The organism is Bacillus sp. AK124 (genome assembly GCF_053903085.1).
The window spans coordinates 1,419,842-1,439,902 of sequence record NZ_CP096378.1 but is presented as its reverse complement, the minus strand read 5'-3'; the positions used below and the strand labels follow the sequence as shown (position 1 = coordinate 1,439,902).

At 47.2% G+C, this 20,061-nt stretch carries 19 protein-coding genes; 4 read left to right on the top strand and 15 right to left on the bottom strand.

Annotated features, from left to right (window positions below; genetic code table 11):
* Positions 1–32: 32 nt before the first annotated feature.
* On the bottom strand, positions 33–986 hold the full coding sequence (locus M1E06_RS07240) for an iron-hydroxamate ABC transporter substrate-binding protein (protein WP_020452372.1): 954 nt from the start codon (positions 984–986) through the stop codon (positions 33–35).
* A 77-nt stretch (positions 987–1,063) separates the two neighbouring features.
* Positions 1,064–1,963 (bottom strand): LysR family transcriptional regulator, encoded by a 900-nt coding sequence (locus M1E06_RS07235; protein WP_035338429.1) that lies wholly within the window; start codon positions 1,961–1,963, stop codon positions 1,064–1,066.
* A gap of 120 nt (positions 1,964–2,083) precedes the next feature.
* Between M1E06_RS07235 and M1E06_RS07230 the strand changes: the two genes are divergently transcribed.
* Positions 2,084–3,301 (top strand): MFS transporter, encoded by a 1,218-nt coding sequence (locus M1E06_RS07230; RefSeq protein WP_035338431.1) that lies wholly within the window; start codon positions 2,084–2,086, stop codon positions 3,299–3,301.
* A 146-nt stretch (positions 3,302–3,447) separates the two neighbouring features.
* On the top strand, positions 3,448–3,831 hold the full coding sequence (locus M1E06_RS07225; protein WP_020452375.1) for a YoqO family protein: 384 nt from the start codon (positions 3,448–3,450) through the stop codon (positions 3,829–3,831).
* 25 nt (positions 3,832–3,856) lie between these two features.
* Here M1E06_RS07225 and M1E06_RS07220 read toward each other — a convergent pair whose 3' ends face one another.
* The 4 genes from M1E06_RS07220 to M1E06_RS07205 form a co-directional block, all read right to left on the bottom strand.
* Positions 3,857–7,081 carry a bifunctional cytochrome P450/NADPH--P450 reductase gene (locus M1E06_RS07220; protein WP_035338434.1) on the bottom strand — a complete coding sequence of 1,075 codons (3,225 nt, stop codon included), beginning with the start codon at positions 7,079–7,081 and terminating at the stop codon, positions 3,857–3,859.
* Positions 7,082–7,114: 33 nt separating this feature from the next.
* Complete coding sequence (locus M1E06_RS07215) at positions 7,115–7,690, bottom strand: TetR/AcrR family transcriptional regulator (RefSeq protein WP_023855364.1); 576 nt, start codon at positions 7,688–7,690, stop codon at positions 7,115–7,117.
* 265 nt (positions 7,691–7,955) lie between these two features.
* The gene (locus tag M1E06_RS07210; protein WP_035338436.1) at positions 7,956–11,099 is read right to left on the bottom strand and encodes a S8 family peptidase; all 3,144 of its coding nucleotides are present in this window, start codon (positions 11,097–11,099) and stop codon (positions 7,956–7,958) included.
* Positions 11,100–11,269: 170 nt separating this feature from the next.
* Positions 11,270–11,875, bottom strand: a complete 606-nt coding sequence (locus tag M1E06_RS07205; protein WP_035338438.1) for a class I SAM-dependent methyltransferase — start codon at positions 11,873–11,875, stop codon at positions 11,270–11,272.
* Between the two features lie 281 nt (positions 11,876–12,156).
* Here M1E06_RS07205 and M1E06_RS07200 point away from each other — a divergent pair, with 281 nt between their 5' ends.
* Positions 12,157–12,306 (top strand): YjcZ family sporulation protein, encoded by a 150-nt coding sequence (locus M1E06_RS07200; RefSeq protein ID WP_003183876.1) that lies wholly within the window; start codon positions 12,157–12,159, stop codon positions 12,304–12,306.
* Positions 12,307–12,402: 96 nt separating this feature from the next.
* Here the strand turns inward: M1E06_RS07200 and M1E06_RS07195 are convergent, their stop codons facing one another.
* The 7 genes from M1E06_RS07195 to M1E06_RS07165 form a co-directional block, all read right to left on the bottom strand.
* Entirely contained in the window at positions 12,403–12,552 is a 150-nt protein-coding gene (locus M1E06_RS07195) for a hypothetical protein (RefSeq protein WP_164468297.1), read from the bottom strand.
* A 172-nt stretch (positions 12,553–12,724) separates the two neighbouring features.
* Positions 12,725–12,874: a YrzI family small protein gene (locus M1E06_RS07190; protein ID WP_020452381.1), complete on the bottom strand. Its 150-nt coding sequence runs from the start codon at positions 12,872–12,874 to the stop codon at positions 12,725–12,727.
* A gap of 405 nt (positions 12,875–13,279) precedes the next feature.
* Positions 13,280–13,513, bottom strand: coding sequence for a YrhC family protein (locus M1E06_RS07185; RefSeq protein WP_011198155.1), 234 nt, complete (start codon positions 13,511–13,513; stop codon positions 13,280–13,282).
* Between the two features lie 87 nt (positions 13,514–13,600).
* Positions 13,601–14,743, bottom strand: a complete 1,143-nt coding sequence (locus M1E06_RS07180) for a bifunctional cystathionine gamma-lyase/homocysteine desulfhydrase (protein ID WP_035338440.1) — start codon at positions 14,741–14,743, stop codon at positions 13,601–13,603.
* 1 nt (position 14,744) lies between these two features.
* Entirely contained in the window at positions 14,745–15,668 is a 924-nt protein-coding gene (locus M1E06_RS07175) for a PLP-dependent cysteine synthase family protein (protein ID WP_020452383.1), read from the bottom strand.
* Positions 15,669–15,720: 52 nt separating this feature from the next.
* Positions 15,721–16,416 carry a 5'-methylthioadenosine/S-adenosylhomocysteine nucleosidase gene (gene mtnN / locus M1E06_RS07170; protein WP_020452384.1) on the bottom strand — a complete coding sequence of 232 codons (696 nt, stop codon included), beginning with the start codon at positions 16,414–16,416 and terminating at the stop codon, positions 15,721–15,723.
* A gap of 21 nt (positions 16,417–16,437) precedes the next feature.
* Complete coding sequence (locus tag M1E06_RS07165) at positions 16,438–17,079, bottom strand: class I SAM-dependent DNA methyltransferase (RefSeq protein WP_026579204.1); 642 nt, start codon at positions 17,077–17,079, stop codon at positions 16,438–16,440.
* A 189-nt stretch (positions 17,080–17,268) separates the two neighbouring features.
* Here M1E06_RS07165 and M1E06_RS07160 point away from each other — a divergent pair, with 189 nt between their 5' ends.
* Positions 17,269–17,472, top strand: a complete 204-nt coding sequence (locus M1E06_RS07160) for a YrzA family protein (RefSeq protein WP_023855370.1) — start codon at positions 17,269–17,271, stop codon at positions 17,470–17,472.
* 39 nt (positions 17,473–17,511) lie between these two features.
* Here M1E06_RS07160 and M1E06_RS07155 read toward each other — a convergent pair whose 3' ends face one another.
* Together M1E06_RS07155 and M1E06_RS07150 are read right to left on the bottom strand one after the other, a co-directional pair.
* Entirely contained in the window at positions 17,512–18,204 is a 693-nt protein-coding gene (locus tag M1E06_RS07155; RefSeq protein ID WP_026579203.1) for a YrrS family protein, read from the bottom strand.
* A gap of 58 nt (positions 18,205–18,262) precedes the next feature.
* Complete coding sequence (locus M1E06_RS07150; RefSeq protein ID WP_025811065.1) at positions 18,263–20,017, bottom strand: peptidoglycan D,D-transpeptidase FtsI family protein; 1,755 nt, start codon at positions 20,015–20,017, stop codon at positions 18,263–18,265.
* Between the last annotated feature and the right edge of the window lie 44 nt (positions 20,018–20,061).

Sequence of the window (20,061 nt, the reverse complement as noted above, 5' to 3'; positions counted from 1 at the left end):
AGCCGGATCATTCTTTTCGGCTCCCCGCTTTTCTATTCGTTTTTCGCTTTCTTGGAAATCATGTCCGCGATTTCTTCGGCCTGCGCCTGAACAGCGTTTGGATCATACGGCCAGAACCTGTCCGGATCGAGGAAAAAGACCTTGCCTTTTTTCACCGCGTCAAGCGACTTCCAAACCGGATTGTCCTGATCAAGCTTTCCGTTGTATGATTCATCGACAAATATGTAGTCTCCGGCATATTTCGGCAGAACTTCGAAAGATATGGCTTTATATCCGTCAGCTGTATCAATGGCATCCTTTTTAACAGATTCAGGCGGCGTCAGTCCCAGCTGCGTATAGATCGCTTCTCCGCCCCGATACCCGTAGGCCCCGTAGACATACACAGATTTTGCATATGCGCCGATTAAAGAGAACGTTTCACCTTGTACAGATGCATCTTTGATTTTCGCGCGGGCGGCTTTCATTTTTTGATTAAACGTTTTCGTCCACTCCCGAGCCTCCTTTTCCTTGCCGAGCAGCTTGCCAAACGTTTTCATTTCATCGCGTGCATCTTTAAACGTGCCGAACGGATAAACGACAGTCGGAGCGATTTTTGAGAGCTTTTCATATTCTTTTTTATCGTTTGTCATCGATACGATCAAATCGGGTTTAAGCTTAAGAATCTTTTCCACAGATACTGAAAAACCGTCTTTTCCCCCGATATTCTTTATTTCTGAAATATGATCTTTAATATAGGGACTTTCAAGATATTTCCCTGTTTCTCCAAGCGGCTTGATTCCGAATGCAAGCATTGTCCCGGCATATCCTATCGTAACGACGCGCTTCGGATTGGCCGGTACAGTGACATTTCCGTTGATTGTTTTCACCACTCTTGTTTTCGCTTCGTTCTTTGATGCCGTCTGTTTTTGGCCGCTTTGACAGCCTGAAAGAAAAACAGAAAATGCGAGTAAAACGGTCAATATATAAGAATACTGCTTTTTCGTCATGTTCAACCCTCCAATTGATAATAATTATCATTATCAATATACAGGATAATTGTCACCATGAGAAGTCTTTATTTGCTTTACGGCTGATCAGGCCGCTCATTCCGTCGATAGTATTCGATGACAAATTCTTTAAAGTTGCGTGCCGCCGGCGATAAATAATAGTCTTTCAAAACGGCGAGACCGATCGTCCTCTCAGAACGGTAGTCTGACACTCGGCAAAATGCCACCGGAGAATGGATGTGTTCCGCCGTTTTCGGCAGGATCGCCGCACCGAGCCCTGCTGATACAAGGCCCAAAATCGTCGACACTTCTTCCCCTTCAAACGCAAGCTTCGGGCTGATGGACAGTTCCCGGCACATTTGATCAAACACATATCGAAGACCATAACCCGGCTTAAAACCGACAAAGTCCTCATGGGCAAAGGATCTGATCGCGACTTCTTTCCGATCTGCGAGCGGGTGGTCGGCGGGAAGCACCAGGTAAAGCGGTTCAGTATCCAGCACCGTCCATTCAAGAAGTTCGTTTGGAAGGGGTGGTGAGCTGAGACATATATCAGCCTCGCCCGTCTCCACCATATGCTGAAGATGTTCATTTGCGGCCTGATACAGACGGAACGCAACATTCGGGTATTTCTTTTTAAAACCGGCAATCAGCTGCGGCATCAGGCGTGAACCAAGCGTATGCAAAAAAGATACCGAGATTTCCCCGGCATTCGGATTGACGCTTTCCCTGATTTGCTGGACGCCTTCGTCAAGAGCAAGGCGGGCCTGTTTCGCTTTGATGAGGAACTGCTCGCCGTACTTTGTCAGGCGGATCGATTTTGTTTTTCGAATAAACAGCGGGACGCCCAATTCTTCTTCAAGCTTTTTGATCGACCTGCTCAAAGCCGGCTGGGAAATCCTTTGTTCCAGGGCGGCTTTTGTAAAGTGTTTATGCCTGCTCACGGCAATAAAATGGTCAATTTGATAGAGTTCCAATGCTCATCCGCTCCTTCATAACTAGAATGCATGATGTTGATAGATATTATAAATTAGACACATCACAAATGAAAGCGTACCATGAAACATAGATTGTCATTCTGGAAAAGAGGAGCTACCATGACTTACATACAGCCGCATACGAAAGATTATCAAAAAGCAAGCATCGCCTTATTCATCAGCGGTTTTGTGACATTTGCCACGCTTTACACCACACAGCCGCTCATGCCTCTGTTTGCGGAGGAATTCGGCATATCGGCTGCAGCTGCAAGCTTAACTTTATCCATTTCAACAGGTATATTGGCTTTTGCACTGCTTACGGCAGCAGCTTTATCTGACGGATTCGGCCGGAAGACGATTATGGCAATATCCCTGTTTGCGACATCTGTGCTCGGCCTCTTGACCGCCTTTAGTCCGAACTTCGCGGCGCTCTTGGTGATGAGAGGGCTGCTTGGCTTTTTCCTTGCAGGCGTACCCGCGATCGCCATGACTTATGTCGGAGAGGAATTTGATCCGCGAGGACTCGGCAAAATGATGGGGTTATACATTAGCGGCACAAGCCTCGGAGGAATGAGCGGAAGGCTTTTGACCGGCCTTTTGACAGACTTGTTCAGCTGGCGCGCAGCGCTTGGGATCATCGGGGGATTATCAGTGCTATTAAGCTATTTGTTTTGGATGTTGCTGCCCCGGCCGCAGCACTCCGCCAAGCGGAAAACGAGCGTGAAAAAGGCGAGCCTCGCCTACTCTGCCGTCTTGATGAACAAACGGCTGCTGTCGATTATTTCACTCGGATTTCTATTAATGGGAAGCTTTGTTACGCTGTTCAATTATATCGGGTTTCAATTGATGGGACCTCCGTACAGACTCTCGCAAACTGTCATCGGGTTCATCTTTATCGTTTATTTGGCAGGGGCAATCAGTTCCGTTTATATGGGGAAGAAAGCCGACCGTTTTGGCAGCCCGTTGATGCTGAAAATCGGGATTGCCATTATCGCGGGAGGCGCATTGCTTACGCTTTTGCCTCAGCTTTCTCTGAAAATCGCCGGGATCGCTGTCTTTACATTCGGATTTTTCGGGTCGCATTCGATCGCAAGCTCCTGGGTCGGGCAGACGGCCGGCGAACAGCGCGTTCAAGCTTCCTCCCTTTATTTGCTGAGCTATTATCTCGGCTCAAGCTTAGCGGGGTCTTTCGGAGGCTTCTTCTGGACTCATTTTAAATGGCCGGGAATCGTCTCCTTCATTACCTTGCTGCTTTTGGCCGCTTATCCGGCAATTTTCTTTGCCGAAGCCAAAAGGAACAGGCGGCAAGACGATACACAGGTCCGAAATAAAAGCTAAACTTTCTTCACCGCATGCCGATATTTAAATCAAAGCCAGCATGACGAATCCTCCTGAAGATCAGCCGTTTTTAGAATGATTGAATGCACCCTGTCATGTTGGCTTTTCCTTTATCTCCCTCTATAATGGTTTGAGGGGGTATCAGCTTGCTTAAAACAATCGGATTTTACGGAATTTTGGCATCTGTAGGTTTGAATCTTTTTCTCCGGGCAGGGCTCAAGATCAACGGCACAGCGAATGATATTATCTCAATGGCCTCCCTGGTGTTCGGGCTGATGTACGTATGGAGCGATTTGAAAAAACATAGTGCAAAAACGCTCATTTTACAAGGAATCGTTCTCGTCATCTCTGTGGCGTTATTGGTGTTTGTCATCATGAAAGGGCAAACATTCATTGCTTCTCTGCCTTTTTTCGAGGGCTGGGAGACGCCGGCAAAATGGGTGTATATTTTGCTCGTTTTGTTCTTGGGATCAAACCTTTTCATCTATATCAATGAAAAAATCACAAGCTCTAAAAAAGAGGCATCCTGATCCATTCAGAATGCCTCTTTTTGTTTTATGTTCTTGCGATGCTGTCCGCATTCACGTCATGTTGGGAAACGCCGCCGTCCCACACATCCTTTGCATAGCGCCCTTCTTCCAAAAGTCCGGACAGCCAGCTTTCCGACTCTTCCTGACTCGCTCCCTGTACAATGCGGTACGCCTCACACAAAGCTTGTTCAACAGCGGGAGCCATGCGGCTTCCGTCTCCGCACACATACAGGCGGCCGCCTTCGTTCAACAAGTGAATCAGCATGTCTGCATCCTCTCTGAGCAAATCTTGCACATATGTTTTCGGACGGCCTTCAAGCCTGGAAAACGCTGTATGCAAATGGACGATTCCGTCCTTTTCCGCTTGCTCCAATTCGTCTCGATACAGAAAATCTTCGTCCGGACGGCGGCAGCCGAAGTACAAATGCGCTTCCCCGAGCTTTATCCCGGCATCGCGCTGGATGCGGCGCGCCTGAAGAAATCCGCGGTAAGGTGCGATTCCGGTGCCCGGTCCGACCATGATCACCGGTGTTTCAGGATCTTCAGGAAGCCTGAAGCCTGACTGGGGCTCCCTGATGAAACAAGAAATCGCGTCTTTCGGCGCAAGGCCTGCGAGATAGTTCGATGCGACCCCCTTATATTGCCCGCGGCCGCTCAATGCCGGGCCGCTTACGACAGAGACGGTGATGCTTGTTTGCCGCGGGTTAAGCTGCGGCGAACTGGAAATCGAGTAATACCTCGGTTTTAGCGGAGGCAGAAGCGCCAGAAAGCGGGCGAACGGCAGTTCACAGGCCGGGTATTGTTCAAGCAGGTCAAGCATTGTCAGCCGTTTTTTCAACACTTGATTCTTATAGACGTCATCTTTCAGCAGGTCTTCAAGCTCGCGCTGATGAGGCGGACAAACAGTATGTGCCGCCAACTCGCGAATCTGGGCCCTTGCGGCCGGTTCCTGGAGCTCGACGCAATGTTGAAAAAGATCCTTGACATGAACAGGCCGCTCCAAAGGCAAATGTGATGCTTGATTCCGGCCGCTGATCAAAATTTGTTCATCTCCGTTCAGCCCAAACCGCTGAAAAACACGTTCAATCAGCACCCCGCTGTTTTGCGGAAGCACCCCGAGATGGTCTCCCTCCTGATATGCGGTACCTTCAGGAAGCGATATTTCAATATGCCTCGTGCTTCTTCCGCTCTCTTCACACTGCAGTTCCCGGTTTGCCGATATTTTCGCTGTAAACACCTGATAAGCTTTAGCCAGCGGCGCAGCCGCAGGTGCGCTTACAAACTCGACAGATATGGCTTGCCTGTCTGTTTCTGTTTGATTCGGATCGGGTTCGGACAATGAAAATTCGGTTCTTAAAAGCGGCCACAGATCGTTTTTCCATGATTCAAACTGTCCTTCAAAATCATCGCCTGCGTCCCCTTCTCCGAGCTTGTGCAGCCTTTGGGCGCCTCTATTTTCCAATGCGCTGTCAATCAGGCGCGGAATCCGCTGGTAGGTGCTGGCCCAGCTCCGGTTACCGCAGCCGAATACCGCATATTTGACACCGTGCAAATCGCCTGTCTGATCATGCTCAAGCCAATTGACAAATTCCCTTGCGCAATCGGGCGGGTTTCCGTTATAGGAAGCCGTCACAATGATAACAGCCCCTTCTGCCGGGAGGGCGCCTGGATATTGATCAAGCTCCGCCGTCCGGCTTCGGTATCCTTGCTCACGCGCTTCTTCAGCAAGCTCCTTTGCAACCTCTTCGGCTGTGCCGAGATTTGAACCGTAAAGCACAAGGAGAGGAGTTCCGTGCGTATTTTCCGCAGCCGGTGCGGAAGGCTTTTCTTCCTGCCGCATGTTCTCTTCAGGTTGAGCACCCGGTGTCACCATCATTGCTTCTTTTTTCCTCGGCCTTACCCTGATTGTGAAGCCATCCGGTTTTAATGTCAGCGATTCTTTGATCTTCAATTGGTAGTTTGCATGATCTTCAAGATCAAAGTACTGAAGAATCATGCCGAGCACAAGCGTCGCTTCGTGAAGGGCGAACTGCATGCCGATGCATGCCCTTTGGCCGTTGCCAAACGGTTTGTATGCGTGCGCCGGAATGCTGTCCATCTGCTCGAACCGTTCAGGCCGGAACCCCTCGGCATCTTCTCCCCAGACGCTTTGATCCCTGTGCAGTTTTGGGATGAGCACTGTGACGCTCTGGCCTTTCGGAATCAAGTATTTTCCCCCGATAACCGTTTCGTCTTTTGCGTAAAGAGAGAAAGCCGGCGCCGTCGGCCAAAGCCTTATCGATTCATTCAAAATCATTCGAATGTATTTCAGCTGCTGAACCTGTTTGTAGGAAGGAACGGGATCGGTCAGCACGCGGTCCGCTTCTTCATACGCTTTCTTAAGCTTATCCGGATGCTTCAGGAGCAGATAGATCGCAAACGATAATAAACCGCTCGTCGTCTCGTGCCCTGCGATCAAAAACGTAATGATTTGATAGCGGATATTCTCATCATCCAGTTTTTCGCCGGTCTCAGGGTCTTTCGCATGAAGCATAAGCGATAAAAGGTCATTTCCGCTTTCGCTGCCGGCCTGCTTCCGGTCAGCGATGATCCGGTCAACAAGAGAAAACATCGACTCAACATCGCTGTCAAACTGACGCTTCGTTTGGACCATCAGCTTATCCTGCAGCGGAAAGCGCTTCGTCTGTCTCATCGCTTCGCTCAAACCCCGGACCATGCTCTCGATAAACGGATGCTGCCCTTCGCGGTAGAAGCTGTTAAAGCGGTAGTTAAATCCGCATAAGCCGATCGTATCCAGCGTCAGCCGCGTCATATCATCCGGTACGTCAATACTTTCATCCGGATTGAGACGGGACCATTTTTGGATGAGCTGGACGGCGATGTCCTGCATCATGGGATGGTATCCCTTCATCGCTTTTTGGCTGAAGCTCGGCAGAAGGATATTGTGGGCTTTCCGCCAATTGGGTTCCTTCGTCCAGCTCGTAAACAGCCCGTCTCCGCTGAACTCGCGAACTTTCAATAGCCCCTTCCCCATGTTTTTGTCAAACCGGGATTCGTCAGAGACTTCTTTAACCAGTTCATGGCTGGACACAAATACCCCAATCGCATCTGCAAACTTAAATTGAAAGATAGGCCCCATCTCATCCGCGATTTTCCAAAGAGACTGGGAGACCTTGTTTTTGTCAAGCAAAGGCAGGTTGCCGAGCGGTCCGTAAGTTTTAGGGATTGGAATTCCATTTAACGTGTTCATGAAAATCATCCTTTCTGTTTTGAAAAAAGCTTTTCATCCATGATGTTTGACAGCATGCCAGGAACATTCTTCAATCTCTTTGATCAGTCCGGTAGGATCTTCGATTTCCCCGGCCCTTACCAATTTCTGAATATGAACGAACGCCCCGAATACCACAGCCGACAAGATGTGAGAAGGCAAGGGGCGAATCACGCCGGCCGCTTTCCCTTTTTCAAAAAATAAATAGACGAAATCCAGCAGTTCGTTTAAGACTTCACGGCTTTTCTCTGTCAGGTAATGAGAGGTTTTGTCAATTTCCAAAAAATAAAGCGCATGGACATTTTCCTGAGAAAACTCGAAAAGGCAGCGGAAAATATGCTGAAATTGTTTTTTTATCCCTGCTGAATCTTCAGGATAGTCCTCCTCAATCTTTTCTTTAAATCTCTTCACACTGTCTTGGAACAAGACGTTCACAAGGTCTTCCTTGCTGTCAAAGTAGCGGTAGATGGTGCCTGCACCGACGTTTGCCTTCTCGGCAATCATCGGAATGGTTGCAGCGTCAAAGCCACGGTCTGCGAAAAGGACGAGCGAAGCCTCGATAATCTTCTGATATTTGCTTTCCGATTCCATTGATTTTGCCCTCCAAGCCAGCGGAATGAACGTTCATTCCGCTTTTTCCAATACATTCACTTTTTGACAGAACACTCGAAAATTCCTTTTTTAATATAAAATTTTTTAAAGAAAAACAAAAAAAGGGAGAATAGACCCAACTGTTGACATGAGTTGAAATTCATAAATCGAATGCAGGCAGCGCGGCTGTTTAATAGTATTCTTATATATTAATTTCGATTAAAAAAGAGGAACTGATATGTCATCAGTTCCCTCTGCCATCGGATTATTTTGCTTGTTTGACTTTTAATATGCTCGCTTTGCTCGTATTGCCGGCTTTATCTTTTGCAGTGACCGCTAAAACAGTGTTTGCCTTTTGTTTTTTTATTTTAACGGAGAACGCGCCTTTTTTATCGGCCTTGCCGGTTCCAAGCGTTTTCTTTCCTGCTTTGACGGTGATGGCGGCGTTTGCCTCTGCTTTCCCCTTAACGGCCGTGCTCTTGTTTGTTACTGTATTCACTTTTGGCGCGGGCGGGGGAGTTTTGTCAAGCACAGTGACGGCTTTCGCTTTGCTGACATTCCCGGCTTTATCCTTTGCTGTTACACTGATGACCGTTCCGGCTTTTTGCCTGCTGATTTTCAGCTTGTATTCACCTTTGCCGTTCGCTTTACCGGAAGCGATCGTCTTTCCTTTTACTTTTGCGCTGACTTGCGCGTTTGCTTCTGTTTTTCCCTGAATCACCGTACTTTTATCGGAAACCGGATAAACTTTCGGGGCGCCTGGCGGGATGACATCAGCAACCGTCATTTTAACATCGCCGCTTTCTCTGTAGTCATCAGCAGATGCGGAGACATACAAAACGGCATATTCTTTTTGCTTATTGATGTTCACTTTAAACGCTCCGGATGCATCCGCTTTGCCTTGCGCGATCACTTTTTTGGACGCGTTTTTCACTTTGATCGTGTAGCCGGCTGCCGTTTTCCCCGTTACGGCAGTATCTTTGTTCGTGATGCGTTTGACAGAAGGGTTTTTCGGCGCTTTTTCCACGACGGTTCTGAGCGAGGCTTCCGCCTGATAACCCGATGCCGCGACATGAAGAACTTGCCCCGCCTTCTGGGCCGGAATTTTCACTGAAAACGCGCCTGATTTTCCGGCTGTTCCCGTGCCCAATACTTGCTTCCCTCGCAAGATTTTGACCGCCACACCGCTTTTGGCTGTGCCTGTCACTGCCGTATGGCGGTTTAAAACGGGATGAACCTTCATGTTCAGCTCAAAAACGCTGGCTGCGTGATAAACATTCAGCCTCCCCCACCCGGAAACGAAATCATAACCAGGGATTTGAGCAGCCGGTTCTACATCCAGATCATAGTCCGGGTTGGGATTATCCTGTTCTTCAAATGCCACATCTGCTGTCGTCTCGGTCAATAGCTTTGCGACTTGCTTTGGTTTCAAAGATGGATTCTGTGACAAAAGAAGTCCTGCTGCAGCTGCAACATGCGGCGCCGCCATGGATGTTCCGCTCATATAAGTGACATTTCCGTCCGGAACGAGGCTTGGAATATCGGTTCCCGGCGCCACCATATCGAGACCTTTTCCATAATTGGAATAGTCCGAGACGAGATCGAGGTTATTGGTCGCCCCGACTGAAAGCGTATATTTCGAAGATGCCGGGTACGAAATCTCCGACACTCCGTCATTGCCGGTGGCGGCAACGATCGTCACATTTTTGGACGCCGCGTATTTGAGCGCATATTCCATCACCCGGCTGTACGGTCCGCCAAGGCTTAAATTAATGACTTTTGCACCGTGGTCGGCAGCATAGATGATGCCGTTGGCAATCTGTTCCGTATCTCCGCTGCCTGAGGAATCCAGCACTTTGACAGGCAGGATTTTGGCATAGGCATTGATTCCCGCCATTGAAAAATGGTTGTCTTGCGCAGCTGCGATGATGCCTGACACGTGTGTGCCGTGGCCATTGTCATCCATCGCGTCCGCGGTGCGGCCGATATAGTTATAGCCTTCGTCTTTTTTGACGCTGCCGCTTAAATCGGCAAGCGTATGATCAACACCCGTATCGACAACGGCGATTACTGTATCTCTCAGCTTTTTGCCTTTCATCAGCTTTTGAAGCTGTTCAAATTGTATATCTGCATTCGCAGCACGGTTTTTGCCGTTATTTTTGAGCGACCATTGATATGGATACTGGGTGTCCGCTGACAGTGCTTCATATTGCTGAACCTGTTCGACGAATTCCACTTCAGGCATCTTGGCGATCTTGGCAGCTGCCGTCTGATATTGCTTTGCCGCCGCTTTGAATCCGGCAGAACGGCTTTCCTTCATTTCCACAACATACATATCTTTAAATTCCGTTTTATTTTTACCAAGGGGTTCTAATGCCTTGACGCCGGAAGATTGGGCTTTAGATTTGAAAGAACTCAGTTTTTTGCCGTCTTTCAATTTTACAATATAGCGTTTTTCGGGCGCGCTTGATGAAGCTGTCGCCATCCCCGCTTTCTCCAGCACAGCCGATACTTTGCTGCCTGTTAATTGTTCGATGCCGATGTCTTTTGCGACTTGATCCAGCTGTTTTTTCAGCGATTCGGGAACGGACGCGCGTGCTGTTTCGTACAGGCTGCTGATCGCTTTTTGATCATCATTCGTCATGGTGTATGCGCTCTCTTGTCCGTTTTTTGCGACATCGGCAAACAGCGGCTTCAGCTGCACCAAATCTTTGTAGACACTGTCTCTCATCGATTTGTTAAAGAGCATTTTTGCGCTGATGAATGGAGCTGCTTTATAGTAAAGGGAAGACAGCTCTTTTCCTTTTTCAGTTTTTGAAAGAACTTCATCCCTGATCGTTCTTAACTGTTTTAATATGCCCTTGCCGGTTTCCCTTTCGGAGACGCTTAATTCTGCCGGACACTCTTCTTCCGCCTCCTGGTTTGCCGGAGGCAGGGTGACGCCTTCATAGCTGATGGTGTAAGAAATATCTGTAATTGAAGTGGTTTCGTTTTCCTCATCATGGTGATTTTCTACTTTTATGTAGTAAGGACCTTTCCAGGCAATCGGAAAATCGATTAAAGCGGGATTATTTTCATAGGAGTAGCCGTTGTATCTGTCAAACGTTTGGTGATCAGCTGCGTTTTCCAGGCTGGAGTAAACGGAAATGTTCAGCTCTGCATCTGATTTCAGTTTAACGCGGAAATGCGTGTGGTTTGCGATTTCCTGATTTGAAGGATTGATTTTATACCAATGCACCTCATCATCGCTTTGAAATGACGCTTCAACTGGGGACGCGCCGGTCAGTGTGGTTTCGTTAATCGGAACGCTGTCTTCGGCCGCAATAGTCTTCGGTAGAGGCAGCTGGCCAAAAATCAATGCAACAAGGAGAAAGAAAGCAATTGAACTTTTCACGATCCTTTTGTTCATAAATACCTCCGGAAAATATAGTAAAAACGTTCACTTTGATATTAAACCATGTTTGCTATGTTATTGGAATACTTTTCTTTAAAAATCAAAAATATGATATTTAAGATCCGGTTTCAACTCTATCAAACATAAAAAATCCCTCTCGTATGAAAGGGATGATCGTACAAAGCTCACGATTTTACCGCAGAAATGCAGCAGTCATTTTCGTTCATATGTACCGTGATGTCTCTGAAATGGCTTTCTTCAAGCAGTTGCTTGATTTGCTCTTCTGAGTATAAGGAAAAGCCTTTTGTTTTTTTCGATTTTTTCATTTGCCCTTCCAGATGGACGGCGAGAAACAGCGTGCCGTCAACCTGTAAAACACGGTAAATTTCTTTTAATGCTTGTTTGAAATCCGTCCAAAAATAAAGGGTGTGGACTGAATATACTTTATGAAAAGAACGGTCCGGATAAGGAATGTTTTCGGCATGGCCGAGCTTCAATTCGGCTTTTCCTTCTTCTTTCATATGACGGATTCGCCGCATCCCTTGCTTGACCATGCTTTTTGAAGCATCTATGCCGCAGGCTTTGCCGCTTTCAAGCATCTCCGCGATCTGATAAAGCGCCGCTCCGCTTCCCGTTCCGATTTCAAGGATGCGCTCATGCGGACAGACATCCATTAAATTGATGGTCCATTCGTTTATATCATGATTTCCGTTTTCCATATATGACGCGACCCATTTCGACAAAATGCCTCTCGGGCTCCACAATTGTTTTCCAAGCCATTGTTCAAACACGTTATAACACCTGCTTTACTAACTAATTAGCCCGGTTTTTCAGGTTGCAAATCGTTCAAACGGGCCTTTCACCAATCATATCGGTCAATAAACCGAATATTAAAAGCATTAGCAAAAATAACTGCATTCTTTTGTTACATTCCATAACTAGACGGCTTCAGCTTTGAAAATGTTTCGCTTTAAGAAAACTGTTTTTTTAATGAATTGGTCTATCCGCCCTTTCCACAACTCAAACCCATGCATAGTATATATGGAATTTTCACTAAAAGGTGGTGCTATTTATGGGCTTTGGTTACGGCGGCGGATGCTGCGGCGGCTGGGGTGGCTACCCTGGCGGATACGGCGGCGGATACGGCTATGGAGGCGGATTCGCGCTTGTTGTGGTTCTATTCATTCTGTTAATTATCATCGGCGCTTGTTACGTCTGCTAAATGAACAGGAGGGGGGCTTTAAATCCCCCCTTTTTATTTTGCCATTCAGTTTGTCCACATGAAAAAGAGCAGAAAACAAACGTTTTCTGCTCTTTCTCAATAATACCAATAATGCGGCCAATACCCGAATTGGCGCGCCATCTCCATTCTTTGGCGCCGGTACGGATTACCGTATCCGTGCTTGAAAGAATGAGGCATTGATGTATACCCGTGGCCGATAAAAGGCATTCTGCCGTTTTTCTGCATGCTTTTCACCCGCATTCATTGAATTGCTTGCTTCATATTATGCAGAAAAGCGGAGATGCGGAACTCGTTTCAGCCCCGGCTAAACCTGGTCCTTCTCCCGAGTGTAATGTGCCAACAGTTCCCTTCTATGCATCATCTTGATCTCCTCCTTTATTTTTTTTCGCGCTTTAAGCTAGCGCTGGCTGTTCATGTAAAGATATTTCAGCTGCAGGTCTTTCATTTCGTTGTACATTTGTTCGATTTCGTATTCTCGCTCGTACTCTTCCGGACTTTTAAATCGTCTCTGAATGGTTAGTGTTAAGAAGAATAGATTTATTGTCACATCGCTCACCTCCTTTCAAGTTCGCTAAAAACAAAAACAGCCCGCAGATTATCTGACAAACCTGCGGGCGCAAACAAAAACCGCCAGATAAAAACGAATCGAGTCTTTATCTTGCGGGAGGAGCAGCGTATGATTATGCCTAACTTCCTAACGGACCGGCTGTGCTGAAAAAGCATCGGTTAAGGAAGTGCACAATCTCTCCCACAGGTTTGATGAATCATGATATTGGCGTTCACAAAGTCTAATGTATGTAGTCAGTGCTGGTTTCATGTTCATCAACCTCCTTTGCTTTTTGTTTACTTTGTAAGTATATCCATCAAATTCCTGTTTGTAAACCGTTTTTTTAATAAATGGACGGATTAATCAAACAAAAAAAGCGGAGAGCCCCTCTCTGAGTCTCTCCGCTTACGATTCTTCCATCTCATCTAATTGTCTTTTATATTTAAGCGAGCGCTTCACACAATAGAAGGCTCCTCCCAAAAAGCCGCATGTCGCGAGCATCATTGTCATCTTTTGGCCGGTTTCCAAACCTTGTCCGGGAATGACCGATCCGATATATAAAAATGCGCTTACGCTGAGAAGCGTAAAAGCAAACTGCTTATAGTCTTCCATCAGCGATTTGACTTTTTTCTTCTGCATGTCATGATCACCTGCTTTTGTTTCATAATGGATATGATTCAGGATAACATAGATTGACAGATGACCAGACATGTAAATTCAGCCATTTTAAGAAATCGGGGCCAGCGCTTGCTGCAAGTCTTCCAACAGATCGTCAATATCTTCTACCCCGGCGGAAATGCGGATCAATCCGTCTGTAATGCCAAGCTCCAGCCGGCGTTCACGCGGGATCGAAGCGTGAGTCATCCGCGCCGGCACTGAAATCAGGCTTTCAACCGCGCCAAGGCTTTCGGCAATCGTAAACCATTTCAGACGGCCAAGGACAATGTCCACGTTCTCTTCTTTTCCGATATCAAACGAGATCATGCCGCCGAAGCCCATGCTTTGCCGCTTGGCAAGCTCATGTCCCGGATGGGACGGCAGCCCTGGATAATAAACCTTTTTGACGGCCGGATGATCATCTAAAAAAGCTGCGATTTTCCTGGCATTTTGCTCATGCGCTTCCATTCTCAAGCCAAGGGTTTTCATCCCCCTCATTAAGAGCCAGGAATCCTGAGGCCCGAGAATCCCGCCTGTAGAATTTTGAATGAAATGGATCTCTTCTGCGAGTTCCTTCGAGGCTGTCACAACCAGTCCGCCGACGACATCGCTGTGTCCGCCCAAGTACTTCGTCGCGCTGTGAAGGACGATATCGGCTCCCAACGAGATTGGGTTTTGAAAGTACGGTGTGTAGAAGGTGTTGTCGACAATCAGCAACAGGCCGTGCTTTTTCGCTGTTTCAGCGGCTTTCTTGATGTCCGTGATTTTCAATAAAGGATTTGTCGGCGTCTCAACATAAATCGCTTTTGTATTCGGCTTGATCGCTTTTTCGATGTCTTCAATGCTGCTCATATCACTGAAGGTCGCTTCAATGCCGATGCGATTCATCACCTTTGTCATCACGCGGTATGTGCCGCCGTATACATCATCTGTCAACACGATGTGATCGCCGCTTTTAAAAAGCATCATGACCGCTGTGATCGCTGCCATCCCAGAGCCGAACGCGTAGCCTGCTTTACCGCCTTCAACATCCGCGATCAAGGATTCGAGCGCCGTTCTTGTCGGATTTCCCGTCCGGGAATATTCGTATCCTGTATGCTGTCCGGCGCGCGGCTGTTTGTACGTGCTGACTTGGTAAATAGGAACCGATACCGCTCCTGTTTTTTCGTCTCCTGTAATGCCGCCGTGGATCATTTTCGTTTTTGGCTTCATCTTATATTCCTCCTTCGTAAATTTTTTTGCTTAAATAGCGGTCGCTGCTGTCGGGGAAAATTGTCACAATGTTTGTGCCGGCTTTCGCTTTTTCGGCTTCTTTCAACGCGGCAAACAACGCGGCGCCTGATGAGCTTCCGATCAGAAGCCCTTCCTTTTCAGCGGCTTCTTTTACAAGCCGGAACGCCTCTTCGTCAAGCACGGTGTAAATCTCATCGAAATGGCTTTCGTCCATATATTCCGGAATGAATTCCATTCCGATTCCTTCGGTTTTATGTCCGTGCGGTTCTCCTCCGTTTAAAATCGAGCCTTCAGGTTCAACAATAACCGTTTTAATGGACGGATTTTTTTCTTTTAGAAACTTGGCGGTTCCCGCAAATGTCCCGCCTGATCCCGCACCGGCGACGAAGACGTCAATCCGGCCCTCTAGATCATCCCATATTTCCGGGGCGATCGTTTTATAGTAAGCCAATGGATTTACTGGGTTTTTAAACTGCAAAATGCAATAAGAATCAGGAATCTCCTTCTCAAGTTCAAGTGCCTTTTCAATCGCACCCTTCATTCCGGCACTTCTGGGGGTATGAACAATTCGAGCGCCGAGCGCTTTCATGATCGACTGTTTTTCCATGCTGAAATGCTCGGGCACGCAAAAAACGGGTCTAATCCTGTGCTTTCTGGCGGCGAGGGCAAGGCCGATTCCCGTATTGCCTGCTGTCGCCTCAATAACCGTTCCACCGGGTTTCAGCTTTCCCGAATCGACGGCTTCAGCAATCATCACTTCTCCGAGCCGGTCTTTAATGCTGCCTCCCGGATTCATCATTTCAAGCTTTGCATATATGTTAACACCGCTGGGGATATGAAAATTCAAAATCTGCAGAAGCGGCGTTTTACCGATCAATTGGGTGATGTCCTTGATCACATTCATGTTCCTTCCTCCTTCAAGAGGTGCAAAACAGAGGGGGGGCTCCCCCCTGTTTTTAATTGATTCTTTTGATCATGCGGAGCACAAGATCTGTCGAATGCTTGGCAGCCTGCTCCAAAAACTGGTCAAATGAAATTTCAGACTCTTTTCCGGCGATGTCTGAAAGCGCCCTGATGACAACGAACGGCGTATTAAATTGATAGGAAACCTGTGCGACAGCAGCCGCTTCCATTTCAACCGCGTAAAGATCTGCAAACTTGCCGCGGATGAATGCCACGCGGTCAGGATCGCTCATAAAGGAGTCGCCTGTTGCAATCGTTCCTTTGACAACCTGAATGTGTCCCAGTTCAGACGCTTCGGCTTCCGCCGCTTGGATCAATGTACTGTCGGCCTTGTATGCGGCCGGCAGATTCGGAACCTGTCCATATTCATAATCAAATGCCGTGACATCGACATCATGATGGCGGACTTCGGTCGAGATGACGATGTCTCCGACATTAAGCGAATGATGGAAGCCGCCGGCTGATCCGGTGTTGATGACAACGTCCGGTTTAAAGCGGTCGAGCAGAATCGTCGTGCTCATGGCTGCATTGACTTTGCCGATGCCGGACTTTAAAAGTACGACTTCTTTTCCTTCATAAAATCCGCTGGTAAATTCACAGTTTGCGATGACTTCTTGGTTCGTCTGTTCGAGCTTGCTTCGCAAAATCGTGACTTCTTCTTCCATTGCTCCGATAACTGCGATTTTCATATCTTAAAACTTCCCTTCAAATTACAATTTTGCCGCTTCCATTACCCAGACAAAATCATTATGCTTTTGAAAGGCGATCCTGAATTGTTCTGAGGTAAAGATCATTTCCATTTCCGAAAGCGTCGGATAATGTTCCGTTTCAAGGTCTTCCGCCAATTGCAGGAACCCTTTTTCCTTCGCTTTTTTAACAGCGGCAGAGAAGGCTTCCCGATCCTTGAAGACGGTATCAGCAAACACTATTTTACCATGCTTTCCGAGCATTTTTCCATATCGCTTCACAGCCTCCCGTTTCTCTTCGTTTGTCAGGTGGTGAAACGCATAGGAACTGACAATCGTGTCGGGAGAAAACGGCGGTTCCGGAAAGTCGAGAAAGTCTCCGTCAACGATCACTGCAGTCTCCGCTAGCTTTGCCTCGGCAATTTCCCTCATTGCTTTTGAAGGTTCTACACCTGTGACTCCCTTTCCGGCTGCCAGCAATTTTGCAGTCAGATTGCCAGTGCCGACGCCGAATTCAAGAACTTTATGCCCGGAGCGGCTGACGACATCATCCAGAATGCCGTCGTAGTTGCGAAACACTTCTTTGTACTGAAGATCGTGGCCAACTACTGTATCATCATAAGAATTTGCCCAGTTCTCAAATAAAGGAATGAACTCTCTTCCCATTTTATCGTCACTCTCCATCTATTTTTACAATTCCTATAAGTATAGTATGATTTATTTGGTTGATTAGTTCTTATCCTACCACAAGTCATTCGTTTTGGGTACAAAAAAGGCTTGGTTATATTTCCCTTGTCACCCGGACGCTTCTTTGCTTTAATAAAAAATGACTTGAAACGAATGGAGGATTGGTTTATGAACTTCGGGCTCGATCTGATCAAAGATAAAATTGAGTTTTTTGAGGCGCTGAGCTTAGAGGAGCTTGAAAAAAAGATCAGTCAGCAGATTGAAAACAACCAGGCGCTTTTGCTGAGGGTCCATTCGGTTTCCCATCAGACGGCGGTCATTGACGGACGGATCCACTACAGCGCAGTCGTGCATTTTAAAGCCGAATCATAAAAAAAAGCGCCCGGTTGTTAAAACCGGACGCTTTTTTCTTTACTTCAACTGTTCAACTTTTGTCGGCTTCCAGCCTTTCCCGTCAACCCAAGTAATGGCTACCTGGTATTTGACGCCGGTGTCCTTCGCCTGAATGGTTCCTTTCGCATCTTGCGGGCTGCCGTTGTTTCCGAGCCAGATCAACGTCATGTTATCCTGGGAAACCCCTGTCGCATATGAAATGGCTTCAAGCATTTCTTTCCAGTCTTGTGAAGACGAATCATATGTTGCGGTATGCTGTCCGCTCTGTTGTGTGCCGACAGGCTTCCAGTCAGGATTGATGATCGTTTTTTCAACATTGGCGCTTGAACCGCCTTCTTTCACTTCGGCTCCTTTAAACGGATCATCTGATGTTGATTTGTCCTCGTCTGAAGCAGAGTCTTTATCCTTGTCCGAGTCGGAATCGCTGTCTTCTTTGTCGGCAGAATCGCTTTTTCCTTTGTCCTCATCTTTTACATCTTCGTCAGACGTTTGTTTCTTATTGTCGGAAGCAGGTGCTTCTGTCGTCTGTTCAGAATCGTTTTTCGAAGCATCTTGCTGCGCCTGCTCCTTTGGGCTGTTCATCATCAGACTGCTGGCGACGACAACGATTAATACCAATACGATGCCTATTAAAATGTTAAGCACAAGATTCGCTTTCCTGCGCTTATCACGATTTTCAAAACGAGATTCCCTTGTTTCGCTCAAGTTCATTGCACTCCTTTTTCCCTCTTGCCTCGCTTTCTATTTTATCATCACCTGAGGCATTCTTCTATGTCTGGTTCTTTTCAATTTCATATACTTTTTTAACAATATCATAAAATACGGCATTTGTCGCAGCCTTGCTATCAGGCGTATCCATATGGACGACGACGAGCGCATATTTCGGTTTGTCCGCCGGAAAATAACCTGCGAACCATTTATGATAGAGCGATTTTTTGTCATCTGCCGTCCGGCCTGTCTGAGCTGTGCCCGATTTGCCCGCTACTTCGTACGGAAGATCTCTGAAGCGCCGGCCTGTCCCCTTTTCAGACGTGACGACTTTTCTGAGCAGTTTCTGCAGCTTTTGCGCGGTATACTGATCGATTTTCTCTCCGGGGAGCTTGTGATCTTTAAAAGCCGTCATCAATGTGCCGTTTTTATATTCGATCTGGTCTGCGATCTTGACTTGTTTTTTCTCTCCGCCTCTTGCAATGGTCGCCATCATGTTGGCGATTTCCAACGGGGTCAGCTTCACATTTTTTTGGCCGATGGCGGTCTGGGCTACAGCTTTTTTGACTTTTTTGTCCTTTTCATCCCCCCAGATTGATCCGGCAGTTTCATGATGAAACTGTCTGAACTCATCTTCATGATACAGCTTCCCTTCCCAGCCGACCCGTCCGGTCAGCCCAAGCTTTGCGGCGGTATCTTCGATCACGGAGCTGTTTTTTTCAACGAGCTGCCCAGCAAGATTTGTAAACGTGTAGTTGCAGCTTTCCGCAAAACTGTCTTCCAAGCTGAGCTTCCCTTTGTCTTCTCCGGCCTCACCGTACAGGTTCAAATTGCAGTTAAAGGTTTTTGACGGATGGTCCATGCCGTTTTCGATCGCTGCCGCGGCAATCACGGTTTTAAAAACCGAGCCGGGATATACCGGTGTCAGCATATAGTTTTGCCTTGTTTTTTGCGATGCCATGTTGAGATCGGGCTTGCTCGCAATCGCCGCCACGCCGTTCGTCTCGATGTCAATCAGAACCGCTCCGCCTTTATCAAGCTGATGGTCAGCCAGTACATCTTCCATTGCCCGCTGAACCTTTTTGTCGATCGTTGTTTTGACTTGCAGCGGGTAAAACGGATTTGCATCTGCCGTATATTTGACGTCCATACCGAACAAAGGGTTTCCCAATCCGTCCACATGATACAACAGTTTTGTATCTTGTTCAGGCAGCAGGAATTCATCAAATGTCCGCTCCATGCCGAAGGTGCCGATTTTCGTGCTGATGGAGAGGCCCTCTTTATCGGGATATTTTCGTCGGAGAAGGTCCGGGTCTTGATTGGTCATACCGAGCGTATGCGAAGCCAGCCTGTTCTTTTCTGTTTCTTCTATGTATACGCCGTAAACGCCGGGATATTTCAGTTTATTGATTTTTTCGAGAGCCGTCTTTGAAATGGACGCTCCTTCATGTTTTGTAAGAATCACAGGTTTTTTCGCATGCTCAAGCTTATTCTCGAGCTCATCTTTTGTCATGTTTAAAATTTCGGCTGCTTCTTCGGCCGGCCATGGCTGATGTTTTAAAAAAGGAAATAAGACGATGGCCGGTTTTTGGCTGACGGACAAATGTTCGCCGTTCCGATCTAAAAAAGATCCTCTCCCGTCTGAAATCCGAACTTCCTCAGTGCGCTGTTTGACGCTTTCCTGGATTAAGTTCACATTCCGTTTAGAAAAGGATTCGGTAAAAAACAGTTGAATTTCAGCGAGCCTGATCAGCAAAAATAACAGGGCAGCCGAAATGATAATCGACACCCACTTCATGCGCTTTTGCCATTTCATAATAAAAACACCTCATCCACATTGTGGACGAGGTCATCGTTTGC

Bases quoted from the DNA above. Each gene is read 5' to 3' on its own strand.
- M1E06_RS07155 (WP_026579203.1), bottom strand. From the start codon at position 18,204: ATGAACTTGAGCGAAACAAGGGAATCTCGTTTTGAAAATCGTGATAAG.
- M1E06_RS07230 (WP_035338431.1), top strand. From the start codon at position 2,084: ATGACTTACATACAGCCGCATACGAAAGATTATCAAAAAGCAAGCATC.
- M1E06_RS07220 (WP_035338434.1), bottom strand. From the start codon at position 7,081: ATGAACACGTTAAATGGAATTCCAATCCCTAAAACTTACGGACCGCTC.
- mtnN (WP_020452384.1), bottom strand. From the start codon at position 16,416: ATGAAAATCGCAGTTATCGGAGCAATGGAAGAAGAAGTCACGATTTTG.
- M1E06_RS07160 (WP_023855370.1), top strand. From the start codon at position 17,269: ATGAACTTCGGGCTCGATCTGATCAAAGATAAAATTGAGTTTTTTGAG.
- M1E06_RS07150 (WP_025811065.1), bottom strand. From the start codon at position 20,017: ATGAAATGGCAAAAGCGCATGAAGTGGGTGTCGATTATCATTTCGGCT.
- M1E06_RS07175 (WP_020452383.1), bottom strand. From the start codon at position 15,668: ATGAATGTGATCAAGGACATCACCCAATTGATCGGTAAAACGCCGCTT.
- M1E06_RS07210 (WP_035338436.1), bottom strand. From the start codon at position 11,099: ATGAACAAAAGGATCGTGAAAAGTTCAATTGCTTTCTTTCTCCTTGTT.
- M1E06_RS07240 (WP_020452372.1), bottom strand. From the start codon at position 986: ATGACGAAAAAGCAGTATTCTTATATATTGACCGTTTTACTCGCATTT.
- M1E06_RS07185 (WP_011198155.1), bottom strand. From the start codon at position 13,513: ATGCAGAAGAAAAAAGTCAAATCGCTGATGGAAGACTATAAGCAGTTT.
- M1E06_RS07180 (WP_035338440.1), bottom strand. From the start codon at position 14,743: ATGAAGCCAAAAACGAAAATGATCCACGGCGGCATTACAGGAGACGAA.
- M1E06_RS07195 (WP_164468297.1), bottom strand. From the start codon at position 12,552: ATGCAGAAAAACGGCAGAATGCCTTTTATCGGCCACGGGTATACATCA.
- M1E06_RS07200 (WP_003183876.1), top strand. From the start codon at position 12,157: ATGGGCTTTGGTTACGGCGGCGGATGCTGCGGCGGCTGGGGTGGCTAC.
- M1E06_RS07215 (WP_023855364.1), bottom strand. From the start codon at position 7,690: ATGGAATCGGAAAGCAAATATCAGAAGATTATCGAGGCTTCGCTCGTC.
- M1E06_RS07165 (WP_026579204.1), bottom strand. From the start codon at position 17,079: ATGGGAAGAGAGTTCATTCCTTTATTTGAGAACTGGGCAAATTCTTAT.